Here is a 23688-nt window from a genome sequence, read left to right as displayed (position 1 = left end):
ATCGATCGGTTTTCGGGAGTATGTCACGATATCAGTGGCGGTCATTGTTCGACATATTGAATCAATTAAGGTATTAGATCATGGAAAAAGTGATTCTCAAGAGGATTTGGCGATCGGGCTTTGTTTTTGCAACCGTTTTGGTGGGTGTGGGATCGGTGGGGGGCCGCGAGGTGCATTCTGATTCACGTCAGCCAGAAGCCCAGGTGATGACATTGGTTCCCGATGTGAGTTCCCAGCAGCTCGATCGCACTATAACAGGCTCGGCATTCACCACTGGCGAATTGTACTCTCAGTTTTGGAACCCGTCAAATCCTGGTGCCAAACCGCCAGCAAGTCAACCGGCGAAGCCACCGGGGAATCCGCAGGTATTTCAAGCTAAAATCAAGCGCCGCGCTGGCGGGACGCCGGTGATTGACGTGGTATTTAACGGCAACAAAACTTTTGAGATGATTCTCGATACCGGGGCGAGCGGCACTTTGATTACTCAGGGGATGGCTACTGCACTGGGAGTGAGGCCTGTGCGTACCGTGAGAGCGGGGATCGCTGACGGTAGCGTTGTCGAGTTCCCGATCGGTAGAGTGCGATCGATTCGGGTTGGGGGTGCTGCGATCCAAAATGTGGAAGTGGCGATCGCGAAACAAATGCCCATAGGTCTGCTCGGTCACGATTTCTTTGGCAATTACGATGTCAAAATTAAAAAAGATGTTGTAGAATTTTATGTTCGCTGAAAGTGAGCGGAGTAGGCAAGGGATTTTTGCTCAACTCGTTTCCTATAAAGTGATTCGCAGCCCGGTCAAGGCTTTTAAAATTATTGGTTGAGGCGGTAGCAAAATGTAACCAAATGTGGTATTGTTCTTAGTGTTTCAAGAGCAACCGACGGTTAAACTATCCGTGAAATCCGGCCAAAAAAGCACGGCTGCTGTTGGTGAGATCGGTAACAGTCTGCGACAACGATTCACAGTACAAGCCAAGGCAATCAATTAAACAATTCGCCAAGCCGGTCGAAATAAGTTCCCAAAATGCTGTGGCTGAGGGAATTTTGGTTGGCATTGTTCAGCCGGAGCCTAGAAAATATGTAAACTGATTAGCGGCAGATGTTCCGCAAAATCGGAAATCATGACGATCGAGAAATTAATTATTGTAAATAAGGTATTCACATGGCACAAGCGTCTGTATCTCCTGTAGTGCTGATTATTCTAGACGGCTGGGGTTATCGTGAAGAAAAAGACGGAAATGCGATCGCCGCTGCGAAAACACCCGTGATGGACAGTCTCTGGGCCGCTTATCCTAGCACTCTGATTCACACATCGGGTCGGGCGGTAGGGCTGCCAGACGGGCAAATGGGTAACTCAGAGGTTGGTCACTTGAATCTGGGCGCGGGCCGCGTGGTTCCTCAAGAGTTGGTGCGGATTTCGGATGCAGTGGAAGACGGTTCTTTGCTCAACAACCGGGCGCTGGTTGAGCTTTGCGAAAAAGTCTGCGCCACGGGCGGCAAGTTGCACCTGACTGGTCTTTGTTCCGAGGGTGGGGTTCATTCCCATCTCAGTCATATTAAGGGTTTGCTGCAATTAGCAAAGGCACAGGGAATTTCTGAGGTTTGCATTCACGCGATTACAGACGGTCGTGATACTACTCCGAAAGAGGGTGTCGAAGCTTTAGGCAAGATTGAAAGTTATATCGCAGAGGTAGGGGTGGGTCGGATTGCGACTATTAGCGGCCGCTACTACGCGATGGACAGGGACAAGCGCTGGGATCGGGTGCAGCGCGCTTACGAGGTGATGACGACTGAGGGTGCGCCTGACGGTCGATCGGCTGTGGATGTGTTGCAGGCCTCCTATGCTGAAGGAGTGACCGACGAGTTTGCAGTTCCGACTCGAATTGCCCGCGGAGCAGTGGCATCCGGCGATGGGGTAATTTTCTTCAATTTTCGCCCGGACAGGGCTAGAGAATTGACTCAGGCTTTTGTATCTCCCGATTTTAAGGGGTTTGAACGGCAGTTAATTGAACCCCTGGCGTTTGCGACTTTTACTCAGTACGACCCGAAACTGTCGGTAATGGTGGCTTTTGAACCGCAGAATTTGAACAATATTCTGGGCGAGGTGATTTCTAAGCACGGTTTGCAGCAGTTGCGGACGGCGGAAACTGAAAAGTACGCTCATGTGACTTATTTTTTTAATGGGGGTCTGGAAGAGCCTTTTATCGGGGAACACCGGGAGTTGGTGCAGAGCCCGATGGTGGGGACTTACGATGAGGCGCCCCAGATGTCGGCGGACTTGGTGACGGATGGGGTGGTGACGGCTTTGGAAAGAGGCATCTATTCGTTTATGGTGATTAATTACGCTAACCCGGATATGGTTGGTCATACGGGGATGATGGATGCGACGATAATTGCGATCGAAACTGTGGATAAATGTTTGGGGCGGCTGTTGAGCGCCATTAGTAAAGCTGGGGGAACGGCAATTATTATTGCTGATCACGGAAATGCTGAGCAGATGTTTGACGAGGACGGGAATCCCTGGACGGCTCACACTACTAACCCCGTGCCGTTTATTCTGGTAGAGGGTGAAGGTCGGAAGATTCCGGGTCACGGAACGGATGTTCCTCTGAGGGCGGATGGTTGTTTGGCGGATATTGCGCCGACAATTTTGGAGCTGTTGAGGTTGCCTCAGCCCCCGGAGATGACGGGACGTTCTATGATTCGATCGGCTGAGTTTGAAGTTCGCGCCAATCGCACTCCTGTGCGAGTCCGATTGTAGTAGGGACGCAGCAGTAGGGACAAAGGCGTTGTGCATTGGTGTCAATTTAAGGTATAACCCATAGTCCGACAGTCCGACAGGGGTTGAAACCCCTGCCTCATAGCAAAAGTCCTCTCAAGAGGACTGAGAAGAACAATTTTTAAACTCATGAGTCCTCTTCAGAGGACTTGGGCTTTGAGACAGGGAATTCATTCCCTGGCGGACTGGCGGACTACTAACAGCTTAATTCGACAACAATGGGCACGATGCTGTGTCCCGGAGGAGTTTGTGCGCGATCGACCAAATTTGATATGATAATAAATTACCGATTACTAATTACCAATTACTCCAGATTATGAATATTGTTTCTGTGTTACAAGTTATCTGGTCTTTGTCTGCTTTAGGACTTGTGGTTTTTGTGTTGCTGCACAGTCCTAAAGGCGATGGCATTGGAGGGATTGGCGGACAAGCTCAATTGTTTACCAGCGCCAAAAGTGCAGAAACGAGTCTGAACCGGATTACTTGGGGTCTGTCTATTGTTTTTATGGGTTTGACTGTGATTTTGAGTGCTGGTTGGTTGGCGCCTAAGTTATAAGATTTGGATTTTTAACCGCAGATGAACGCAGATAAACGCAGATAATATCAAGTTCATCTGCGTTTATTTTCGTGTATTTTTGTCTATTTGCGGTTGCAAAATGCGGTTGTGGAAAGTTACAGTAAAACCTCGATTGCTGGCCGGTTTGGGATTGGCTTTATGTTGTTTTAGCGTGATAATTTTTACTCAGGTTAATAGTCCGGCGGCGAGTCTTTCTCCTCTCCCGAATAGTTTGCCGCATCCACAGGTTCACCCTTTGCCGCCAATGCTAGCGAATTGGCAAGATTCCACGGATAGCGGTGATTATTTTGACCAGGTTAAGCCACCGAATTTCGGTCATTTGCTATGGTCTAAGTTTCCGATTCAGGTTTATGTTGAGCGTCCAGTTGATGCTAATAGGTCTGAAGAATGGGTGGCGGCTGTGTTGAATGTTGTCCGGGAATGGGGGGTTTATTTGCCTTTGGAAGTGGTGGATAGTTCGGAGGTGGCTGATATTAGGATCTTACGTCGGGCTCCGCCTTTGCGTCAAGGGGTTTTGCGATCGCGTTCTGGAGAGGCTACCTATGAATTGTACGCCCGTCGGGATGGGGATAAAACTGTGTTATCTCATCGGTTTTCGGTTTATTTGAATCCGACTCAAGTGGGTAAGTATATTCCGGCGACGGCGCGGCACGAGTTGGGTCACGCTTTGGGAATTTGGGGTCACAGTTTGATGGAAACTGATGTGCTTTATTTTTCTCAGGTGAGAAATCCTCCGCCTATTTCAGCTAGGGATGTTAATACTTTGAAGCGGGTTTACGAACAGCCGACTCGGTTGGGGTGGTAATATTAGTTTTGATATGTAAAATCGTGTCAGTAAAAAGATGAAAGATGAAGCTTTTGGCATTGTGCCAGTTTTTGCGACTGAAACTGATAGTTTGTTTTTGTTGATTCAACATCAAGCCGGACATTGGGCGTTTCCAAAAGGTCACGCGAATCCGGGAGAATCGGCGCTAGAAACTGCGAAGCGGGAGTTTGAGGAGGAAACTGGCATCCGCGATTGTGAAGTGCTTGAGGAGCCTAGTTTTGTGGAACGTTATTCCTTTGTTAAGGAAGGGAAGCCTAGTTCTGTGGAACATTATTCCTCTGCGAAGGAAGGGGAATCAATTGAAAAGACTGTTACTTACTTTTTGGCTTTTGTAAATTCAATGGAAGTTCAGTTGCAAGTAGAGGAAGTTCAAAATTCGGCCTGGAGTTCCTTTGAGGATGCAGTTAAGCTGATTACTTTTGATGGGAATCGGCAAGTTTTAAGGGAAGTCAAAGCATTTTTGGACGCGAGGAAGGAGTGTTAATCAGTCTTGGCTACACACACTTGTTTATGTAGAATGTGCATTATTCACTTTACGCTATAAGTAGCCTGTTAAAGCACTTTTGCGTCCGCGAATGTTAATATCTAGTCCGGTTATACGATCGCAATTAAGTTTGTAGTAAGGACTTTAGTGCTTAGTGACTGCAAGCTTTAAGAGAGAGTTCGATTCCTTACTACAAACAAATTATTTGGTTAAATACCCAACTTCTTCAATAAGTCGGGTATCTAGGTATTCGGTGTGATTATTTGTTGATTTTCTGAGCTTCGGCGTGGTGTTGCAAGCGAGAAAAAACGTTATAGGCGTCGGGGCCGGGAGTATTGTGTTCGACAGCGCCGTCCGTGGGGCCGTCAATGGCTTTCCAAGCAGGAATTCCGCCTTTTAGTTCGGCTACTTTTCTAAAGCCTGCTGCACGGAGAAGATTGGCGGCTTCGGCGGTTTGTTCGTCGTTTTCGCCGTAAATGTAGATATCGCGGATGGGTTCTAAACTCGATTGTGCTCGGCCGACTAATTCGTCCATTGGCATCATTACCGCGCCGGTAATGTGGCTTTTGGTGAAGCTTTCAAAATCACGAGCGTCGATGATTGTGAGTCCGGGTTCGCCCCAATCTAAACGGGCTTTGAGGTCGTGGCTAGATGCTTGAGCTTTTAAACCGGGAGGTGTGGGAGTAAAGTCGGGAAGTTTGTCTTTGATGTTGGAAATTTGGTCGGGAATAGTTTTCATGGGTAAAATTTTGTTCAATGTTTTGATTGCCATTGCAATGTAACAAGATGTTTAACTTGAATTCGTCTTTCTAAAGGCAGAATCGAGCATTGAACTAAAGTCGCAGTTACGCTGGTTTCCGGGTTATTAGCTGCGGTTGGGATCGCTACATTTGTTGAGGTTGCTAGAGCCTAGCGGGCTGTGCTTAAAATTGTTTCGATCGCATTTGGTGCAGAGAAGTTGAAGTGCGATCGCTTGTTCGAGTTGGTATTTTATCAAAGAATTCAATTTTAGTCAATCCTTATTATTTTTAAATTAAATTTGCCTAACTTGTGCGTAGCCTCGCGCGGATTTTTGCGGAAAAGTTTAAATGTTTGCCAGCAAGGTTTCTGGTAAACTTTAAAAGTAAAAACAAGTATTTAAAGGTATAGATATGTCTGAGAAAGATGAAATTGCGGTGCCTAAACCTTTGACACCGGAAGAGCAAGCGGTGTGGGATGCGAAGGCTAAAGTTCGTGTACTGCTGAATTTGTGGGATTTGAGCGGCGGGAAGATGAAGGTGAAAAAGGGGGAGTTGACTAAGCGGATTGTTCGCACTAATGAGACGAGTCAGAGATATCTGGAAGTGCTCGGCGAATTGCAGGCGACTGGGGCGATCGAGTATTCGCTAGTAAATCGGGTGACGCTGGTGGAATTGACGGCGAAAGGGAAAGAAGTTTTAGCGGAAGGCTTGAAAAGTAAGGATTCTTTGTTTGAGTTTGATGGTTCTCAAATTGGTACTCGGCTGGGAAATTCTTTGTTGAAGTGGATTCGGCATCAGGATGGTGCGGCTAGTGTTCGGGTTGAGAAAGGGAAGGGGGATGTAGGGACGATCGCATCCTATGAAGATTTTAAGTCCCAAGCCCTTGCCCTATTTGACAAATTGGACAAAGGCTACAACTACATGGGACTTGTCCCAATCTGGCATCTGCGCCGTGAGCTAGGGGAACAGGTGAGCCGGGAGAATTTCAAAGACTTGATTATGCAGATGCAGGCCGATCGTTTATTTTATCTCCAAAGTGGAGAGGCTCGTGGAGCAACTGATGAACAAAAGCAAGACTCGATCAGCGATGACATAAGAGGTCTTTTATTTTTCGCTAGCAAACCATCTTGAGATTGAGGCACAAAACAATGACTGATCCGTATACACCGTTTGAAGAAGCACGCAAGCAACAGCCGAATCCTTTCAAATTGAAACCCATCGTAAGCGCGGATGAGGTTTGGGGTGAAGTCGTAACTGATCTCCCTGACCTCAACCAACAGGTTGACCAAACAATCTATAAAGCAATTTCTGAAGTCCGCCAAAAATATTCTGATAAAATCGGGATTGCAGTCAGAGGTGATAGAGGCACAGGCAAAAGTCATACAATCCACCGGATATGGAAAACTATTGAGCGCGACGGTGGCTCTGTATTTGCCTACATTCCTCAATTTACTAACGCTAGTCGAATTGACTCCCATGTGCGGTTCCATCTTTCACTCAGCTTTAAGCACCAAGATGTCAGAGGAGTAACGCAATGGCAGCAACTTGCTGCGTCTATGATTGCGACTCTTAAGGGAACAGAATTTGAAGAAAAATACCAGCCCTATCTTGAAAAATGCCATCATCCTGAAGAATTAAGGAAATACCTCATTCAAAATCTCAACCAACCTCAAAGATATGAATTTATTGATGAGGTAATTGAAGCAATCTTAGAATCTCAACATGACCTTGACTTTAATTTTTTGAAAGCCGTTTTATTTCTCATATTTAAATCGGCTCCAATCGCTCAAGTTGGTATGGCTTGGATTCAAGGTATAGATCATCCTGAAACCAAGCAAAGGGGTTTACCAGAGTTTTCGCAGCAAGAACAAGATGCAAAGTCTATTTGGTTCATAGAGCAGATATGTAAGCTTGCTGGAGTTTCATCACGACCCGTATTGATTTGTTTCGATCAACTAGACCAAGTTAGTGTCGGTAATGACTGCGGAGATAGCGCTGCTCAAATAGTAGCTAGCTGCATAGATAGAATTTACTTTCAATGTAGCAATGTACTTCTCCTCTGTTGTGTTATTAGCGACACATGGAAGGAAATTGAACAAATGGGAAGTGGCATACCCGATCGTGTAGGACAAAGGTCTGTAGCTACAAACCCACCTACTTCTGATCAGATGTTAGAGCTTGTTAAATTGAGGCTAGCTTGGTTTCACAGCAACAATAATCTAAATTCTGATGATTACCCTAATTTACATCCTTTTGATGCTAATCAAATCAGAGCTATTGCAAGTAAAGCTGCTGGTGTGCGAGACTTGATGAAATGGTGTGCTGAACAATTTGATTCAGTGGAAATTGTAGATCCAGGAACTTCAACGAGAGACCCGATTAACAATAAACAGCAAGAGTTTCTGGATTCTTATTATGAACTCTTGAATCGAGTTTCAGTTCCCGAAAAAAACGATGACCAGTTAGCTGCTATTATTGCCTCTACAATGGCAATGATTCCTAAATGTGGAACAGAAAATGTAATAATTACTTCGGTTACACATATTAATCAGGCAGGTCACGATTTACATTTGATTATTGATGGCTACGATGCAGTTCAACAAAAAGCAGTAAGAATTGGAGTCAGAGTTTCCGAAACTTTGACTGGCATGACATTCAATGCAGTAATGCAACGACTGTTGAAATATGCCAAACATAACATTACTCGTGGTTGCTTAGTCCGCTCAACACCCGTTCCCCTCAGTTGGAAGAAAGGCAAACAGCTTGAAGAAAAACTTGTACAGGAACAAGGAGGTGAAGTTGTTGTTCTAAAGAAGGATGAGATCAAGCCTTTAGCAGCACTTCATCAAATTTACGAGGAGGCTGAGAACTACGGGTTTACTAAGCAGGAAGTGATTGACTTCGTTCAAGAATTAAACCTGGCTGCTAAAAATCCACTACTTTGTGAAATTCTAAGCGCTCCTACTTAATATGAATCTTGGAATCATTAAGGGTATTCAATTACCAGCTTGTGATGTTGACCTGCTAACATTAGGCAGGCTAATTGCTGTACCATTCAGGCAAAATATCAGAGAAGGTGAGGTACTTTGGCTCTATCCCAGTCAACACCTTCCTGATAATTTTAGCCTCGATCAATACTATCAGACTCAATATTTGACGAAAGCGGAAAGTGCATTTGCTGAACTTCAAACATATCCTATTCAGATTAAAGTATGGGCGCGTTGTGAATATCATTGGCGGATTAATCCACAACAAAAGTACCTTCTAGAGAAGATTGCCAAGTCAACGGTTTGGAAATTGGAAGCTTTGGAACATATTTTTGAACAATACCAAGTTCTCAAGCTATTGATTTTACGAGTTTATCGCCTGTCTAATCCTTGCGTAGTCAATGGGCCAACAGAGTCAGGAGCCTTCTATTGGCCGCAGCGTGAGGATGTGATGGCAATGAACCGCGAGAGTGATACTCCAGTGATTTCTGAAGCTAATTTTTATCAGCGTAAAGCTCTTTTGGTGGGTGGAGAAGTCTATCCTTATAAAGATTTAGAAGCTTTGCAGTTGCAAGTTGAGCAAATTGGTAGTATCAATTTAGCTGCCAATCAGCTCAACGATGATATCAAAATATTTTTAGGTTGGAGTAGCGACAAGCCTGTAAAACCAATCAAACCGGATTTAGATTGGATTAAAACAATTGCACGAATTGGCAACTCTAGCGATGGTAATACATTTGAAAAGTTAGTCCGCAAAAGTTTTATCAAGCTAGGATTTGCCAATTCTAACAATAAACCCGAAGCTAGCCTCGATCCAGAATCAACAGGCGGTGCTGGCGGATTAGATTTCTACTGTGAAACTCCCTATCAGGTAGTGGGAGAATGCAAAGCTACCAAAAGTGAAACCGTAGCTGATGGAACGCCAGCGCAACTTATTAAGTTAGGACATAAGCATCTCCAGGAACAATACGACTGCTGTATTAAGATAATTATGGCCGCTGGTCAGCTAAATAGACACGCTAAACAAACTGCTATCGGAAACCGCATGAACGTAATTCGCCCTGAAACATTGCAAAAGCTGGTTGAACTGAAAGCTAAGCAACCAGGTTCGATCGATTTATTGCAGTTAAAACCGTATTTAGAACAACAGCCGTTTGGTGAGGAAGCCGATGCTAAGGTTAATCGCTATATTGACGATGTGCGCGAAAAGCTTAAAGTGCGATCGCACATAGTTCAGCTAGTCAAAGACTTTTTGGAAAGAACAAAATCAACAAGTGTTGAATTTAATCAGCTTCACGGTGCTTATGCCTTTTCCATGTCGCCCCACCCTTTAAAATATGAAGAAATGCACCAAATTTTAATAGAACTTTCCTCACCTTTGACGGGTTACTTAGGGCGAATTAAAGGCGAAGATTTAGGGCGCGATCACTTTTATTTCCTGCGCGACTTGCCCCTAGATGATTGAGATACGTCAAGGGCGATTAAGAGCGGGATAACTTCGCTTCACGTACTTCATCCAATTTCCTACACAGCATCAGGATCTACGCCCAATTCCCGCAACCTCGCCGCCAACCTTTCAGCTTTCTGCAATTGAGCTTGTTCGGCCTTAATTAACCCCTCTACCAATGGCGGATCTAAAATTTCATTGACTGATAATCTCAGATTGGGAAATACTACAGATACCATTTCCTCACTCGGCAAGTAATCTACCTGTGTATAAACGTCATCACCTTCGGGAAATGCCATAACTCGCACCCGCTGTCTGTTTTGTGTCGGATCAACAATCACATATTCCGGCACGTTAGCCTGTTCGTATTCTGTTCGTTTAACTACATAATCTGCTCGCCGATCTTGGCTCACTACTTCTACTACAAATAAAGGTGTTTCGCTCAAGTCTAAGATGCCAGAACCAGGTCTTGCTAGAGCTTGTTGCCACAAACTTTCTGTGCAGACAACCACATCGGGAATTCGCGATGTCGCATCTTCTGTTCTGACTCCTACAGAAGTTTTTACTACTAAGTCAAGATTGTGTTCCGCTAGGTAACGCTGCAATTTATAAACCCAAAATTCGCAGATGCTTGTATGTAATGCGCTAGCCGTTGCCATCGGTATTAATTTGCCTTTGTACAATTCATATTGTACATCGTCATTGCTTTGATAAACTCTGTACTCTTCAAAAGTTAATGTCGGGGAAGTATCGATCTGTTTTTCTTCGACTGCGGGTACAATAGATTGAGACATATATTTTTACCTATCTCGATAGTTTTCTATTATACTCAATTTTGATTTTAACACTCAAGGCATTGAGTACGAAAAGATCGATCGCCCTTATTGACAATCAAGCAATTTGATCCGGTTAAATGTTTAGTTCAGTTCACCATTTGGGCGATCGCCTCAACAAGGCTGTAGCTGCCTCACTGTCGAGAGGTTTAGAGAAAAAGTACCCTTGACCGTACTCGCAGCCGATCGCCCGCATTTGAGCCAATTGGACGGCGGTTTCGACACCTTCTGCGACTACCTCCATCCCCAAACTGCGGGCCAGCATGACGATCGCCCGCACGATTTCCAAATTTTCACCCTTTTCTCCGATGCGACTGACAAAAGAGCGATCGACCTTCAAAATATTAATCGGGAACTTGTGCAAATAACTCAGAGACGAATAACCAGTGCCGAAATCATCAATACACAGCCCGATACCCAAGTCTCTTAACTGCGAAAGCATCGCCGCCGCCGCTTCCCCATCTTCCATCACCACACTCTCAGTAATCTCCAACTTCAAACACCGAGCGTCAACACCCGTTTCCTGCAAAACTTGTTTAATTTGCTCGATCGACTCGGGTTCCGCAAACTGCCTCCCGGAAAGATTTACTGCTACAGTCAGCCGCGAATTTCCCACAGGTAAATTCAAACTTTGCCACTGAATAATTTGGCGACAGCTTTCGTTCAAAACCCACAAACCCAAAGGCATAATTAACCCTGTTTCCTCCGCCATCGCAATAAATTCCATAGGGGAAACTAAACCCCGTTCCGGGTGCAGCCAGCGCACCAAAGACTCAAATCCGATAACAGAGCCAGTTTTCAAACAAACGATCGGCTGATAATAAACAGTAAAAGGACATTCCAATTTTAAAGTAGGCAATTGCGGCTTCGGACGCCCCAATCTGCGATCGATTTCACTCATGGGCAAGTTTTCCGCCGCCGTCCCACAGGCAAAATCCACTATCGAATATTTCAAATTTAGTTCTTCAACCGACTCCCGTAAATCGTGTTCCAAGTGCATCAAAGCCACAGCCTGAGTGTGCATCGCACTGGTAAAAACTTCGTAGCGAGCTTTACCGAGAGCTTTTGCCCGGTACATCGCAATATCAGCATCGCGCAAAATATCTCCCGGCCACTGATATTTGTTGGTACTTAAAGCAATGCCAATGCTAGCAGTAATTAAAACTTTATTACCTTCCAAATAAAGCGGTCGTTCGATTGTTTTGAGAATTGCCTTTGCTTGGGCGATCGCCTCATCAACACCTTTAATTTCCTCAAGCAAAATCACAAACTCATCTCCCCCCAGACGAGCCACCGTATCCCCTGGGCGCAAACAAGTCAAGAGACGGCGAGCCACAGCCACCAACAGCCGATCGCCCGTACGGTGTCCTTGACTGTCATTAATTACCTTAAACCTGTCCAAATCCAGAAACAGCACCGCAAACTGCTCGCTCGAATGCCGTTGGGCGCGGGCAAAAGCTTGTCCCAACCTGTCAGTCAACAAAGCACGGTTGGGCAACTCTGTCAGCGCATCGTGCAAAGCATCGTGCAACAGTTGTTCTTCAGCCATCTTGCGCTCAGTCACATCGTGACAGTTGACCACAATTCCCCGCACCGAAGGTTCGTTGAGCAAATTCGTCGCCACCGCTTCCAACACGCACCAGGAACCGTCCTTGTGCTGCACTCGGTATTCGGCCATTCCTTGGCTAACTCTCGGCGTTTGCATGACACCTTTGAACACTTGATCCACTATCAGCAATTCGTCAGGGTGAATCAAGTCAAATATAGATCTGCCGAGCACTTCCGCCGTCGGGTAGCCCAAAATCCGCTCTAGAGAAGGAGAGACATAGCGGCAAAAACCTTTCTCGTCGAGAATCACAATAATATCTCTAGCATTTTCAATCAACGATCGAAAGCGCTTTTCGCTTTGCCGCAGCTCTTGTTCCGTGCGCTTTTGGTCGGTAATATCGGTATTCATGTAAATCAGACCGACAATTTTCCCTGTGCGGTCTTTAATAGCATCGGCCCGCAGCAAAACTTGCAAAGTTTCACCGCTTTTAGTGCAGTTAGTAATTTCACCAAACCAAGAATAACCTTGGGCGATCGTGTCGAGTACCTCCCTGGCGACTGCGGGGTCAGCAAAAACTGCCGATATACCTCCGGCTAGTCTAAATTCCTCTGCGGTATCCCATTCAAATAGCTGAGAAAACGCTTGATTTTGATAGATGTGAGTGCCGTTCGCATCGCTGATGCCGATCGCATCACTCGAACTTTCCACCGCCTTGCGAGTCAGCACCAGAGCTTCTTCTGCCCGCTTGCGCTCGGTAATGTCAATCCCTACCAGACAAGCTGCTTTGCCCCGATCGTACTTTTGAGCCACAATCAAATAGTATCCCTCCGACAGTCCCCCGTCGGTTTGTAGCTTAACGCTGAGTTCTTTAACCGCTTCCGTAGCGTCGCCGGCAAAAAACTCCACCACAAAAGAGTTAAAATCCGAGCTAGCGCCCAGAAAACCAATATCTTGACCGACGAAAGCCGACGGCCGCAAACCATGCAGTTTGGCTAAGTGCTGGTTAACCCCCAAATATCGCAAATCCGAGCTAATCCAAGATACTGTTCCCGGAACTGCTTCCAAAATCGTTTGCAGTTGGTCGTTAGCTTGCTGCAATGCTTGCTGCACTTCACATATGGGTTCCGCCAAGTCCGACTGAACTCCTACGAAGTGAGTCAAATTAGCGTTGTCGTCTCGCACGGGAGATAGCGATAATTTGCTCCAAAAAGGAGTGCCGTCTTTGCGGTAATTTTTAATTGGTGTCTGGATTTCTCGACCTTGGCGCAGGGCCTCGCGGATTTTAGCTACGGTAGTTCGATCGGTATCCGGGCCTTGCAAAAATCGGCAATTACGCCCCAAGATTTCACTGGCGCAGTAACCCGTCATCCGTTCAAAGGCCGGATTGCAATAAATTATGGGACAATCTGGTGCATTAGCGTCAGCAATGACAATGCCACTGCTAGTAGCTGCCAAAGCTCGATCGCTTAGCCACAGTGCTTCTGATGCAGTATGGCGATCGTCGGCACTCCCCACTTCACCTAAATTAGAAATTGACTGGTTCTCCCGATCTCCCATCAGCCGAACTTTCAAGCAAACCTTTACAATTTCCGAGTTGCTTCTTACTTTAACGTTTTTCAGGACTCGCGCAACGTAAATTGTATCTCCGCATTTTAGTAAGCGAGATTTCACCTTAGTGGTTAGTTGTATTTTCTACCCTTGCTGTTCGGCATTTAAAAAAGCACATCTTCACTTCCGCAGTGAAAAACCCTCTATTCTTCTCCCCCTGAGACTCTCTCCCCCTCTCCCCTTCTCCCCGCGCCCTGGCAATCATGATCTGCAGCAGCTTATTTAGCAGGAGTTGCACCTTGAGAAGTCGGCGGCGCAATATTAATTAATGGCAAAGTTCCGCCTCCTCCCATTACTGTCGGAAACTGGCCGTTCCATTTTTCAATTGCTTGCTGCTGCAAAATTTCGGCTGTTAATGTTTGCCGCTGCAAGCGTTGAGCTTCAGCTTTACCTTTAGCACGGTTAATTTCAGCTTGAGCATCTTGGGTTGCTTTTTGAACTGTAAATTCTGCTTGTTTAGCTTCTTGTTCGGCTATTTGTTTGGATTCGATGGCTTTGCTAAATTCTGGAGAAAAGCCAAAATCTATTAAGGAAACATCTCTGACAATCACACCGTAAGGTTCCAAACGCTTTTTGAGGCTGTTGTCGATTTCTGTTTTGAGTTCCGTGCGCTTAGTGATTATTTCTTCGGCAGTCTTTTTAGAAGTTGCTGCTTTGAGAACTTCCGAAATTGCCGGACTCAGAATGCTGGTAACAATTTGTTCTTCGTCTCCCACTTGTTGGAAAACTTGATTTACTTTGGCGGGGTCAACATTCCAGTTGACGGCCAAATCTGTAGTAATGCTTTGCAAATCTTTGGATGCTGCATCTGCTTTTAAATCGGTTTTTTGTACCCGCACGCTGATAGTTTTTACAGAGGTGACGATCGGTAAAATTGGGTGGATGCCTTCATCTAATATCGCGTCTTGAACTTTGCCGAAGCGCATCATGACGCCGCGTTCCCCTGCGCCGACGATGGCAAAAGGTCTTAAAATTAAGGCGGCGATGATGAAGACGATGCCACCGACGATGTAGAGAGCTAGGTTGTACTGAACACTTTTCATGGTTTTCATATGTTGATTCACCTATGTTGTATTACTTGACGTTAGTTTTATATTCGATATTATCTAAGATTATAACTTCATGTTAAGGGTGCAACAACTCATAAATTCATTGATTTTTTTTCACAAAAGTCATATATTTACTAGGGTGTGGGAATCTTTTAGCTCGATGAGCGGGGATGAAAAATGGCACTTGTATAGCAATCCTTGCAGGAGTCGTAAATTTTTACCCCACTCCAACCCTCCCTGCGGGTTCGGGGAGGGAGTAAGAAATTCACCAATGATTTAGGATTGCTATAGCTGGGTGAGATTATTGATGAATAAATGTTTCAATTATCTTGACAAAGTGGATTTTTTTAGATAGAGCAGAAGTAGATAGATAGCTCGATCGCTCTTTGACAAGCGATCAAATGGCGATCGGAAAGAGAAAGCTTTCTAGAAAGCGAAAAAATCAGAATTGAACAGCTAATTTTTGGGTAAATTTTAATGGTAAATGGCAGGTGCGTGCCACAAAAACCTTTGCGGGTTGCTGCAAGCCACGAAAGATAGAATTTCCCTCTCCGACCTACAGACTCTATTTGTAGAATTGGCATCTGCCCGACTTGCTCAACCCTCCTGAGTAGAAAAAAAGACTCCTTGGGCAAGTTGGGAATTTATAGCGAAAAACGATAAAAATCTGAGTTTAAAAATGCCCGAAAATAAGTTAAGCTTAGATGAGAACGGTTGAGGAGAAATCAAGATGTTGCAGCGACACCCTTGGCCGCAGACAGTTGAAGAGGCGATCGCCATTCAAGAACAGCTTCGGTCAGAGGTAATTACCGAAAATCAACTGGACACAGTTCGGTACGTCGCCGGTGTAGATGTCGGCTACGACAGTGCAAACGACCTATCGCGGGCCGCTGTAACAGTTCTGAGCTTTCCCGACTTGCAATTGCAGCAGCAAGCTGTGGTTCGCAGTCCTACAACTTTTCCTTATATTCCGGGTTTCCTGTCTTTTCGAGAAGTGCCTGCAGTTCTCGAAGCTTTAGAAAATATCAGTTTGAGGCCAGACTTGATATTGTGCGACGGTCAAGGACTAGCCCATCCCCGCAGGTTCGGTCTTGCCTGCCATTTGGGGGTTTTGACAGGGATTGCCACGATCGGAGTTGCCAAAAATCGATTTATTGGAGAACATTCAGAAGTCGGACTCGACCGGGGCAGTTGGCAACCCTTGCTGCTAGAGGGATCAACGGTAGGCGCAGCGCTAAGGACGCAAACAGGGGTAAAACCGATGTATGTTTCGATAGGTCATAAGGTAAACTTGATAAGTGCGATCGAGTACGTCCTGCGCTGCGCCCCAAAATATCGCTTGCCAGAAACCACTCGATCGGCAGACCAACTAACATAGGGCTCAGTGGCAAGCGCGGAATGCCTCAAAAAAAAAGTAAAAGGACCAAAAAAGCATCCGTCTTTGGACTTTTAATTTTTGAGGGGGCGCGGTTAAGTCGAAAAATCCTATGAGTCTACTGCCAATCAGCTTTCGGTTCCATCCTTCCAGCGAACTAAAGAATGACTATACCTGAGAAAGAGGTATAAAAGTTGGGGGGTTTATAGAATGATTGAAAGACAGTAACCAGCTTAAAAAATTGGCGGCTCTAACTATAGTGCCCGGGCGTGAACTATTTTTAGTTCACATTTGTAAGTTATGAAATATTCATTCTGCGAGTTAAACCAAAAGCTTAGATTCGTCTGAGGAGGTTTCATAATTTACCGTCGGATATCTCACCACTGACTGGGAGTAACCACGACAGTGGGAGGCGAAGGCGCGATCGAGCTAAAAAATCAGAAAAAAACAAGGAGACAGTCATGGCTGAGAAAAGCAAACGCGGATTCGCTTCTATGGATGCAGAAAAACAGCGCGCAATTGCTAGCAAAGGCGGAAAAGCTGCACACGAGAAAGGAACTGCACACGAATTCACCTCTGAAGAAGCCAGACAAGCTGGTCAAAAAGGTGGCGAAGCTGTCAGCAGAAATCGTGAACATATGGCTCAAATTGGTCGCGAAGGCGGTCGGAAAAGCCGCAAGAGCGAAGCTTAAGTCTCTCAAGGCTGGCCCTGTAATGAAAGATTGCACAGTTGCAGCGTGAGAGATAGCACTAGGACAGTAAACGTTTGAGGAGGTAGGGCGATCGAAGTTACCGAGGTAGTTCGATCGTCCAACCTCCAAAATTCGTCACTAGCGCACCAAAGCTTCGCAAATGTGAAAACCCCACAGGAATTAGTTTTTAGCAATCGCTGGCAAATCTTGAACAGCAATTTTTTAACCAAGCTGCACTGCGGTTAATAATTTTACGGTAAAGAAAAGCTGGCAAGCGCGATTCAGTCTCTCAAAAAAAGCCAATACGAGCACTAAAAGCCCCGAATTCAGGGCTTTTTTGTATAGCTGTACATAATATTTTTAGAAGTGCGATCGAGTCGGCGTCAATAATTATAATTAAGTTTTTTTGTGAGGAACTCCGTCCTCAAAATAAATCAGTTAATATTTTTTTATCTTTTTGAGCAAACTATACAATCATGACAAACCAGCTCACTTTAGCATGGACAGAAGCTGGGGTGCGTCAAACTCAGACAATTGAAAACGGACAGCCGAGCAAAAATCCGGGAACCGTGAGGCTAGGGCGCGATCCGGCGAAGTGCGATATAGTATTTTCGCATCCCAGCGTATCGGGGCTGCACGTTGAAATATTTTTTAATCAGGAATTGCAGGAGTATGCAGTGCGGAATTTGCGCGAAAGCAATCCGCCGCTGGTAGATGGAAAAATGCTCGCCCAAGGCGAAGCAAAATTGAACTCGGGAAGTCACATCCATTTAGGCCAAGTGCAAATCGAGGTGGTGAATGTGACGGAGGTGCAGCTAGCCGCGCCCCAGACAGTTTTGCTGTCTGGGCCTCCCGCACCTGGTAACTTTCAGCCGACGGGGCCTTCAAAATATGGTTTGCAGTGTCCCAAATGCAGCCGAATTGCGCCTTACGCACAGTTGAATGCGGGGTGTCCGTGGTGCGGTACTTCTTTGGCAGCGGCGGCGAGTGTGGTGATTTCTCCGTGAAAGTTGGAAAAACTGAGATGTTGCACCATTCTCAAGAACGGGCAAGATGCCCGTTCCACAAAGAGTGAATTTTCTTCTGGAACAGGCCGGAAAGCCTGTTCATAAAAGGCTAATTGACAATGGTGCCACATATGAGAAAAAGGGAAAATAGGGCTATCCGCTAAACACTCTCAACTTCACAAATCTTTTTTTGCAGAAAGCTCAAAGCCGATGGCTGATGTTTAAAAAATAATCATGAATTCTCAACCCTTGCGCCTGCGACTGACTTGGACAGATACAGCTACGGGGGATTGTCGATCCCCCATACTCGACTTACCCATCGCTTTGGGACGAATTTTTGAAGCTATGCCCGCCACAATCAACGGGAAACGAGTTTCTCGAATTGCCCTCAGCAGCAGTCAAGTTTCTCGCTTTCATGCAGTGATTGGCAGCGAAGGTAACAGTATTTTACTTACTGACACGGGTAGCCGCAACGGTACTTTTGTTAACGGCATTCGCCAAACCCGTTGCGTGCTGGCAAACGGGGATATGCTGCAAGTTGGGCCCTACGCGATCGGCATTTCTTTTGCTGTTAATTCCCCTGAAACGCCGTCGGTCAATTCTCACATTTTCTTTAACCCGCAGACTAATGGCCCAGACCCCGCACTGGGCCAGCAAATAATGTTGCAGGTTCCTCAAACAGGTAGTAGGAGAGAATTTCCGCCGATCGCATTTTTGCAAGCTTCTCAAGTGTCAATGCGATCGCTCCAATCTATGGGACTCCCTGTGACAGAAGTTGATTGGGCGGCAGTTGGCGGTGGTTTGGGCAGCTTTATTTGGGTGGATTTGCTGAGAATTTGCGGCGTGAAAATCGATCGAATTGCGATTTTGGGCATGGAAAACCAGCCTTACGCCCGCTATCTGCGTCTATGCCTGAATTCTCAAATTCCGCTGCGGGAACGCCTACGCTCGAATTCTGACTCTTGTCCAGACAACATTTGGGGGTGGCCTCCCTATGCTTTGCGGGAAGCTTGGCAGGAATTGCTCAAGGGGCGTGTGGGGATGTCGTTGAAGTTGATGTGGCAGGTGTTTGCTGAACCGACTTTTGCCGAAACTTATACGCCTCGCGCGGTGAATGTGTTTGATTCTATTGACAGGGAAGTCGATCGAATTGGGTGGAATCAGATGTTTCGCTACGGTAGAGTGCGGGGAATTCGCAAAACAGATGACGGCAGGTACGCGATCGCTTATTCTCGATCAAATGCAGATCACCGCGAGCACGCTTTTTTAATCGCCAAATACGTACACTTAGCCACTGGCTATCCCGCCATTCAATTTCTGCCCGATTTGCAAGCTTACCGCGAAAAAACCCAGGATTTTGAGTCGGTTGTCAACGCTTACGAAAAGCACGACGGGGTTTACGAAAAATTGGAGGCCAGCGGCGGCAGCGTGTTAATAAGAGGCCGGGGAATTGTGGCTTCGCGGGTGGTGCAGCGAATTTACGAAGCGCGACAGCGGAACCGCAACATTCAAGTATTGCATTTGATGCGATCGCCCAAACCTCAAGGTAACAAATTTAAGCTCGCTGAGCGAAGAGTCGAAAATCACTACGAATTTCAACCTTTTAACTGGCCGAAAGCTTGCTGGGGCGGGGAACTCCGCGTACTTTTGGAACAAGCCGCCCCTGAATTGCGGCCGCAGTTGCTCACCGACTGGGGCGGCACTACTACAGCCCAGCGCAGCGACTGGCGGCGGATTGTCAAAGAAGGTTTAAGTCAAGGATGGTATCAAATTACCTTCGGGGAAGTCGAGCGAGTCGAACGCGACAGTCAAAATCGCACGGTGACGTACATTCAGGAGAAGGAACTCAAGGGGCAAATTAAGTTAGAAGCTGATTTTATTATTGATGCTACGGGTTTGGACGCTAAGGTAAAAACCAGTCCCCTGTTAAACGATTTGGTAGTTCAATACAATCTTCCCCTCAACGGTTTGGGGCGGCTGAGTGTTAACAACGATTTTGAAGTGCCCGAATTGCGGAATTCTTCTGCTAGCAACACAGAAGGCCGAGTATACGCAGCCGGTGCGATTACTTTGGGGGGGCCTTACGCGCCGGTAGACAGTTTTTTGGGCTTGCAATACGCCGCCTTGCGATCGGTGGAAAGTCTGGCCGCCAACCGATCTCCTGGTGTGCGGAAATTGAGTGTTTGGCGATCGTTTGTGCAGTGGTGGAAGTGGATGTTAAATAAATCTCCAGATTGATTAGAAACAAAACCATTTCGCATTCAATCTAAAATCCAAAATCTAAAATCTAAAATCGAATGACTCCCACCTTATTTGGTCGATGGCAAACTCGAATTTTATTATTTGCAACAGTCGGCGTTTTAGTAACACTGCCATTTTTTCTAGGTTTAATCGCTGGTAAATCAGGCTCGATATTTTTCGGGATTTTAGGGTATATAGCGATTTTTGGCATCGGCTGGGATGCCTTATATATCTACATCCAGCAGTACCGCTGGGATCGAGATTGGCCCGGCGCATTTCAATTGCTCGCTGGGATTTTGGAAGCACTTTTTGTGTTATTTTTAATCAAAACTATCGGTTTGCCGGGGATACCTGCACAAGATTTTGACTTGGGAGCTTTTGCTTTGCATTATAGTTTAGTGTGGCTGGCTATTTATCTGGCATCGCAAACACTGATGCGGATTTTGTTTCCCCACTGGCGTTTCCGAGGCGGCCAATGGTTGTAATAATATTGTGTGATTTTTGTGAGGTTTGTAGGGACTGGTTTTATAAATAATAATCGCCTCAAATTAATAATCTCATAAACCAGCCCCGCCCCGGTCAATTACCAATTACCAATTCCCCATGCCCAATTCCCAATTCCCCATCCCCTGTATTTTCTCATTTTTTTCAGGTTCAGGCTTCCTCGATTTGGGCTTTGAGTCGATCGGCTTTAATGTAGCGTATGTCAATGAAATTTTCCCACCTTTCATGCAAGCATACCGCTATTCTCGGCAGTGCATGAATTTGCCACTACCAGAATACGGATATTGCGAAAGAGAGGAAGCAGATGTAACTCGACTTGTAGGGGGAGAACCAGCTTTTCGGCTGCGGGAATTAATGCAGGATGCCCGCAAGCATCACGATATTGTGGGATTTATCGCGGGGCCGCCTTGTCCTGACTTTTCTATTGGTGGCAAAAACCGAGGTGGGGAAGGAGATAAAGGTCAACTTTCAGCTTCCTACATTGAATTGATTTGTCAGCAGCAGCCAGATTTCTTTTTATTTGAAAATGTCAAAGGTTTGTGGAGAACCAAAAAACATAAAGCTTTTTACGACGAACTCAAAAATCAGTTGTATGAGTCTGGATACGTTTTTGCCGAACGTTTAATTAATGCGATAGAATACGGTGTTCCGCAAGATAGGGATAGAATTATTTTGATTGGATTTAGAAAAAACCTTGTCAGAAATCTGGGCATTTCCCTAGAGGAAAAAAGCCAAATGTTAGCCGAAAGTTTATTTCCTTGGCAAAGTCAGGTATTATATCCCAAATCAGAAATTTTTTCTCATCCTTGGCCTGATAGAACGGCCTTTGCAGATGATGGTTTCGTGCCTTGTCCTGATGGCATTCCCCAAGATTTAACGGTAGAATTTTGGTTCCAAAAAAATGACGTTCTCAACCATCCCAATGCCAAACACTATTTCCAACCCAAAGCAGGCCTTAAGCGGTTTGCTTCCGTTGATGAAGGAGATGATTCAAAAAAATCTTTCAAGCGATTGCATCGATGGCGTTATTCGCCAACAGCTTGTTATGGCAATAACGAAGTTCACTTGCACCCTTACAAACTTCGCCGACTTTCTGTTGCAGAAACACTGGCTATTCAGTCACTGCCAAAAGATTTTGCACTGCCAGCCAAAATGACGTTGACTAATATGTTTAAAACTGTTGGCAATGGAGTTCCTTATTTGGCTGCACAAGGTGTTGCCAAAACAATTTTACAGTTTTTACAGACAAAATAAATAGATAAGCGCAAGAGTATTTCAGAAACCCGGTTTATTGCTAGATTTGTCGTGACTAATCCCAAAACTCGTAGAAATCGGCTTTCTAGCCCCATGTAACAGTTAATCGTTGCGCCTCACACAAGCTAGAGATTGGTGAAAGCCGTTGTTTAAATGAACTAATAAAAAGAAAAATTCACAAATGGTTTACACTTGTTATATAATAGTTGGTTAAGGTTGAAAACCTATATTTTTTATTTGCCTGCAATTCGCCATGACCGTTAAACCCCGCCGCTATCACATCACTACTTTCGGATGCCAGATGAATAAAGCCGACTCGGAACGGATGGCCGGCATTCTGGAAAATATGGGCTTTGAGTTCTCGGAAGACCCGAACGAAGCTAGCTTGATTCTCTACAATACTTGCACGATTCGCGATAATGCCGAACAAAGAGTTTATTCTAACCTCGGAAGGCAAGCTCATCGCAAGCGCCAAGAACCGGGTTTAACTTTAGTTGTAGCTGGATGCGTCGCGCAGCAGGAAGGTGAAGCGCTGCTGCGGAGAGTGCCGGAATTAGACTTAGTAATGGGGCCACAACACGCTAACCGACTTGAAGATTTACTCGAACAAGTTTTTGAGGGCAATCAAGTTGTGGCGACTGAAGCTGTTGAGATTATGGAGGATATTACTAAGCCACGCCGCGACAGCAAGGTGACTGCTTGGGTGAATGTAATTTACGGCTGCAATGAACGCTGCACTTATTGTGTTGTGCCGAATGTTCGCGGGGTTGAACAGTCGCGAATGCCAGAGGCAATTCGCGCGGAAATGGAGGATTTGGGCCGTCAAGGTTACAAGGAAGTAACTTTGTTGGGGCAAAATATTGATGCTTACGGGCGCGATTTGCCGGGGACAAAACCGGACGGCAGCAACCAGCATACTTTGACGGATTTGCTTTATTTTGTGCAGGATGTGCCTGGTGTCGATCGCCTCAGATTTGCTACTAGCCACCCGCGCTATTTTACGGAAAGATTGATTAAGGCTTGTGCTGAATTACCGCAGGTTTGCGAGCATTTTCACATTCCTTTTCAGTCGGGAGATAATGATATTTTGAAGGCGATGTCGCGGGGTTATACTCAGGAAAAATATCGCCGGATTATTGATACAATTCGCCGTTATATGCCGGATGCTTCGATTACTGCGGATGCGATTGTCGGCTTTCCCGGTGAGACGGAAGCGCAGTTTGAAAAGACTTTGAAGTTGATCGAAGATGTTGGTTTCGATTTGGTGAATACTGCGGCTTATTCGCCTCGCCCTGGGACGCCGGCGGCTTTGTGGGAAAATCAGTTGACTGAGGAGGTGAAAGCCGATCGCCTGCAACGAATCAATCATGTAGTGACAACAACGGCGATGGAACGATCGCAGCGCTATTTCGGACGCACTGAAGAGGTTTTGGTGGAAGTCCAGAATCTCAAAGATCCAACTCAGGTGATGGGGCGCACTCGCGGCAATCGTCTCACATTTTTTAAGGGCGATATTGCTGAATTGGCGGGTAAAATTGTGCGGGTTAAAATTACAGATATTCGCGCTTTTAGTTTGACGGGGGAAATGCTTTAAATAGCACCGGAATGAGATTAGGGGACGGCTTACTTGTGAACTTTTCTAAGAAGATGTAATTTTTTTTACCGCAGAGAGCGCAGAGGACACAGAGGAAGAGTGGAAGGGAGGAGATAAGTAGTCTTAAAGCGGTTCGTATGTGCCTTA

Annotated in this window: 20 protein-coding genes; 15 read left to right on the top strand and 5 right to left on the bottom strand. The window is 45.7% G+C overall.

Annotated elements, in window-relative coordinates; translation table 11 throughout:
* The first annotated feature begins 80 nt into the window (after window positions 1-80).
* The 5 genes from QUA24_RS15325 (at window position 81) to QUA24_RS15305 (ending at window position 4661) form a co-directional block, all read left to right on the top strand.
* Window positions 81-728, top strand: a complete 648-nt coding sequence (locus QUA24_RS15325; RefSeq protein WP_333230615.1) for a retropepsin-like aspartic protease — start codon at window positions 81-83, stop codon at window positions 726-728.
* Window positions 729-1157: 429 nt separating this feature from the next.
* Window positions 1158-2756 (top strand): 2,3-bisphosphoglycerate-independent phosphoglycerate mutase, encoded by a 1599-nt coding sequence (gene gpmI / locus QUA24_RS15320; protein ID WP_333230614.1) that lies wholly within the window; start codon window positions 1158-1160, stop codon window positions 2754-2756.
* Window positions 2757-3090: 334 nt separating this feature from the next.
* Window positions 3091-3330: a preprotein translocase subunit SecG gene (gene secG / locus QUA24_RS15315; RefSeq protein ID WP_015175238.1), complete on the top strand. Its 240-nt coding sequence runs from the start codon at window positions 3091-3093 to the stop codon at window positions 3328-3330.
* Window positions 3331-3430: 100 nt separating this feature from the next.
* Window positions 3431-4156, top strand: coding sequence for a peptidase (locus tag QUA24_RS15310; RefSeq protein ID WP_333230613.1), 726 nt, complete (start codon window positions 3431-3433; stop codon window positions 4154-4156).
* Between the two features lie 37 nt (window positions 4157-4193).
* Window positions 4194-4661, top strand: coding sequence for an NUDIX domain-containing protein (locus tag QUA24_RS15305; RefSeq protein WP_333212086.1), 468 nt, complete (start codon window positions 4194-4196; stop codon window positions 4659-4661).
* A 259-nt stretch (window positions 4662-4920) separates the two neighbouring features.
* Here the strand turns inward: QUA24_RS15305 and QUA24_RS15300 are convergent, their stop codons facing one another.
* A complete protein-coding gene (locus tag QUA24_RS15300; RefSeq protein ID WP_333230612.1) occupies window positions 4921-5400 on the bottom strand; it encodes a rhodanese-like domain-containing protein in 480 nt (159 codons plus the stop codon).
* Between the two features lie 126 nt (window positions 5401-5526).
* Window positions 5527-5658 (bottom strand): hypothetical protein, encoded by a 132-nt coding sequence (locus QUA24_RS15295; RefSeq protein ID WP_333230611.1) that lies wholly within the window; start codon window positions 5656-5658, stop codon window positions 5527-5529.
* Between the two features lie 154 nt (window positions 5659-5812).
* Here QUA24_RS15295 and QUA24_RS15290 point away from each other — a divergent pair, with 154 nt between their 5' ends.
* Genes QUA24_RS15290 through QUA24_RS15280 form a run of 3 tightly spaced genes read left to right on the top strand, consistent with a single transcriptional unit; the run spans window position 5813 to window position 9853 of the window.
* Window positions 5813-6532, top strand: coding sequence for a hypothetical protein (locus QUA24_RS15290; RefSeq protein WP_333230610.1), 720 nt, complete (start codon window positions 5813-5815; stop codon window positions 6530-6532).
* A gap of 17 nt (window positions 6533-6549) precedes the next feature.
* On the top strand, window positions 6550-8370 hold the full coding sequence (locus tag QUA24_RS15285) for a hypothetical protein (protein WP_333230609.1): 1821 nt from the start codon (window positions 6550-6552) through the stop codon (window positions 8368-8370).
* Window position 8371: 1 nt separating this feature from the next.
* On the top strand, window positions 8372-9853 hold the full coding sequence (locus QUA24_RS15280) for a DUF1802 family protein (protein WP_333230608.1): 1482 nt from the start codon (window positions 8372-8374) through the stop codon (window positions 9851-9853).
* A 59-nt stretch (window positions 9854-9912) separates the two neighbouring features.
* On the opposite strand, the gene QUA24_RS15275 is transcribed toward QUA24_RS15280, so the two are convergent.
* From QUA24_RS15275 to QUA24_RS15265, 3 genes are all read right to left on the bottom strand, one after another.
* Window positions 9913-10629 (bottom strand): Uma2 family endonuclease, encoded by a 717-nt coding sequence (locus QUA24_RS15275; RefSeq protein WP_333230607.1) that lies wholly within the window; start codon window positions 10627-10629, stop codon window positions 9913-9915.
* Between the two features lie 133 nt (window positions 10630-10762).
* Window positions 10763-13774, bottom strand: coding sequence for an EAL domain-containing protein (locus QUA24_RS15270; protein ID WP_333230606.1), 3012 nt, complete (start codon window positions 13772-13774; stop codon window positions 10763-10765).
* 269 nt (window positions 13775-14043) lie between these two features.
* Window positions 14044-14877, bottom strand: coding sequence for a prohibitin family protein (locus tag QUA24_RS15265; RefSeq protein WP_333230605.1), 834 nt, complete (start codon window positions 14875-14877; stop codon window positions 14044-14046).
* A gap of 727 nt (window positions 14878-15604) precedes the next feature.
* Here QUA24_RS15265 and nfi point away from each other — a divergent pair.
* The 7 genes from nfi (at window position 15605) to miaB (ending at window position 23541) form a co-directional block, all read left to right on the top strand.
* Window positions 15605-16252 (top strand): deoxyribonuclease V, encoded by a 648-nt coding sequence (gene nfi, locus QUA24_RS15260; protein ID WP_333230604.1) that lies wholly within the window; start codon window positions 15605-15607, stop codon window positions 16250-16252.
* A 458-nt stretch (window positions 16253-16710) separates the two neighbouring features.
* Complete coding sequence (locus QUA24_RS15255; RefSeq protein ID WP_333083789.1) at window positions 16711-16941, top strand: KGG domain-containing protein; 231 nt, start codon at window positions 16711-16713, stop codon at window positions 16939-16941.
* A 476-nt stretch (window positions 16942-17417) separates the two neighbouring features.
* Window positions 17418-17948 (top strand): FHA domain-containing protein, encoded by a 531-nt coding sequence (locus QUA24_RS15250; RefSeq protein WP_333230603.1) that lies wholly within the window; start codon window positions 17418-17420, stop codon window positions 17946-17948.
* 234 nt (window positions 17949-18182) lie between these two features.
* A complete protein-coding gene (locus tag QUA24_RS15245) occupies window positions 18183-20186 on the top strand; it encodes an FHA domain-containing protein (protein WP_333230602.1) in 2004 nt (667 codons plus the stop codon).
* A gap of 59 nt (window positions 20187-20245) precedes the next feature.
* Window positions 20246-20674 carry a hypothetical protein gene (locus QUA24_RS15240; protein WP_333230601.1) on the top strand — a complete coding sequence of 143 codons (429 nt, stop codon included), beginning with the start codon at window positions 20246-20248 and terminating at the stop codon, window positions 20672-20674.
* A 118-nt stretch (window positions 20675-20792) separates the two neighbouring features.
* A complete protein-coding gene (locus QUA24_RS15235) occupies window positions 20793-21947 on the top strand; it encodes a DNA cytosine methyltransferase (protein ID WP_333230600.1) in 1155 nt (384 codons plus the stop codon).
* A 253-nt stretch (window positions 21948-22200) separates the two neighbouring features.
* Window positions 22201-23541 (top strand): tRNA (N6-isopentenyl adenosine(37)-C2)-methylthiotransferase MiaB, encoded by a 1341-nt coding sequence (gene miaB / locus QUA24_RS15230; RefSeq protein ID WP_333163413.1) that lies wholly within the window; start codon window positions 22201-22203, stop codon window positions 23539-23541.
* The last annotated feature ends 147 nt before the right edge of the window (window positions 23542-23688 follow it).

The organism is Microcoleus sp. Pol12B5 (assembly GCF_036701335.1).
Lineage (GTDB): Bacteria > Cyanobacteriota > Cyanobacteriia > Cyanobacteriales > Microcoleaceae > Microcoleus.
The sequence above is the reverse complement of the archived record's forward strand: the minus strand, read 5'-3'. Positions and strand labels throughout refer to the sequence as shown.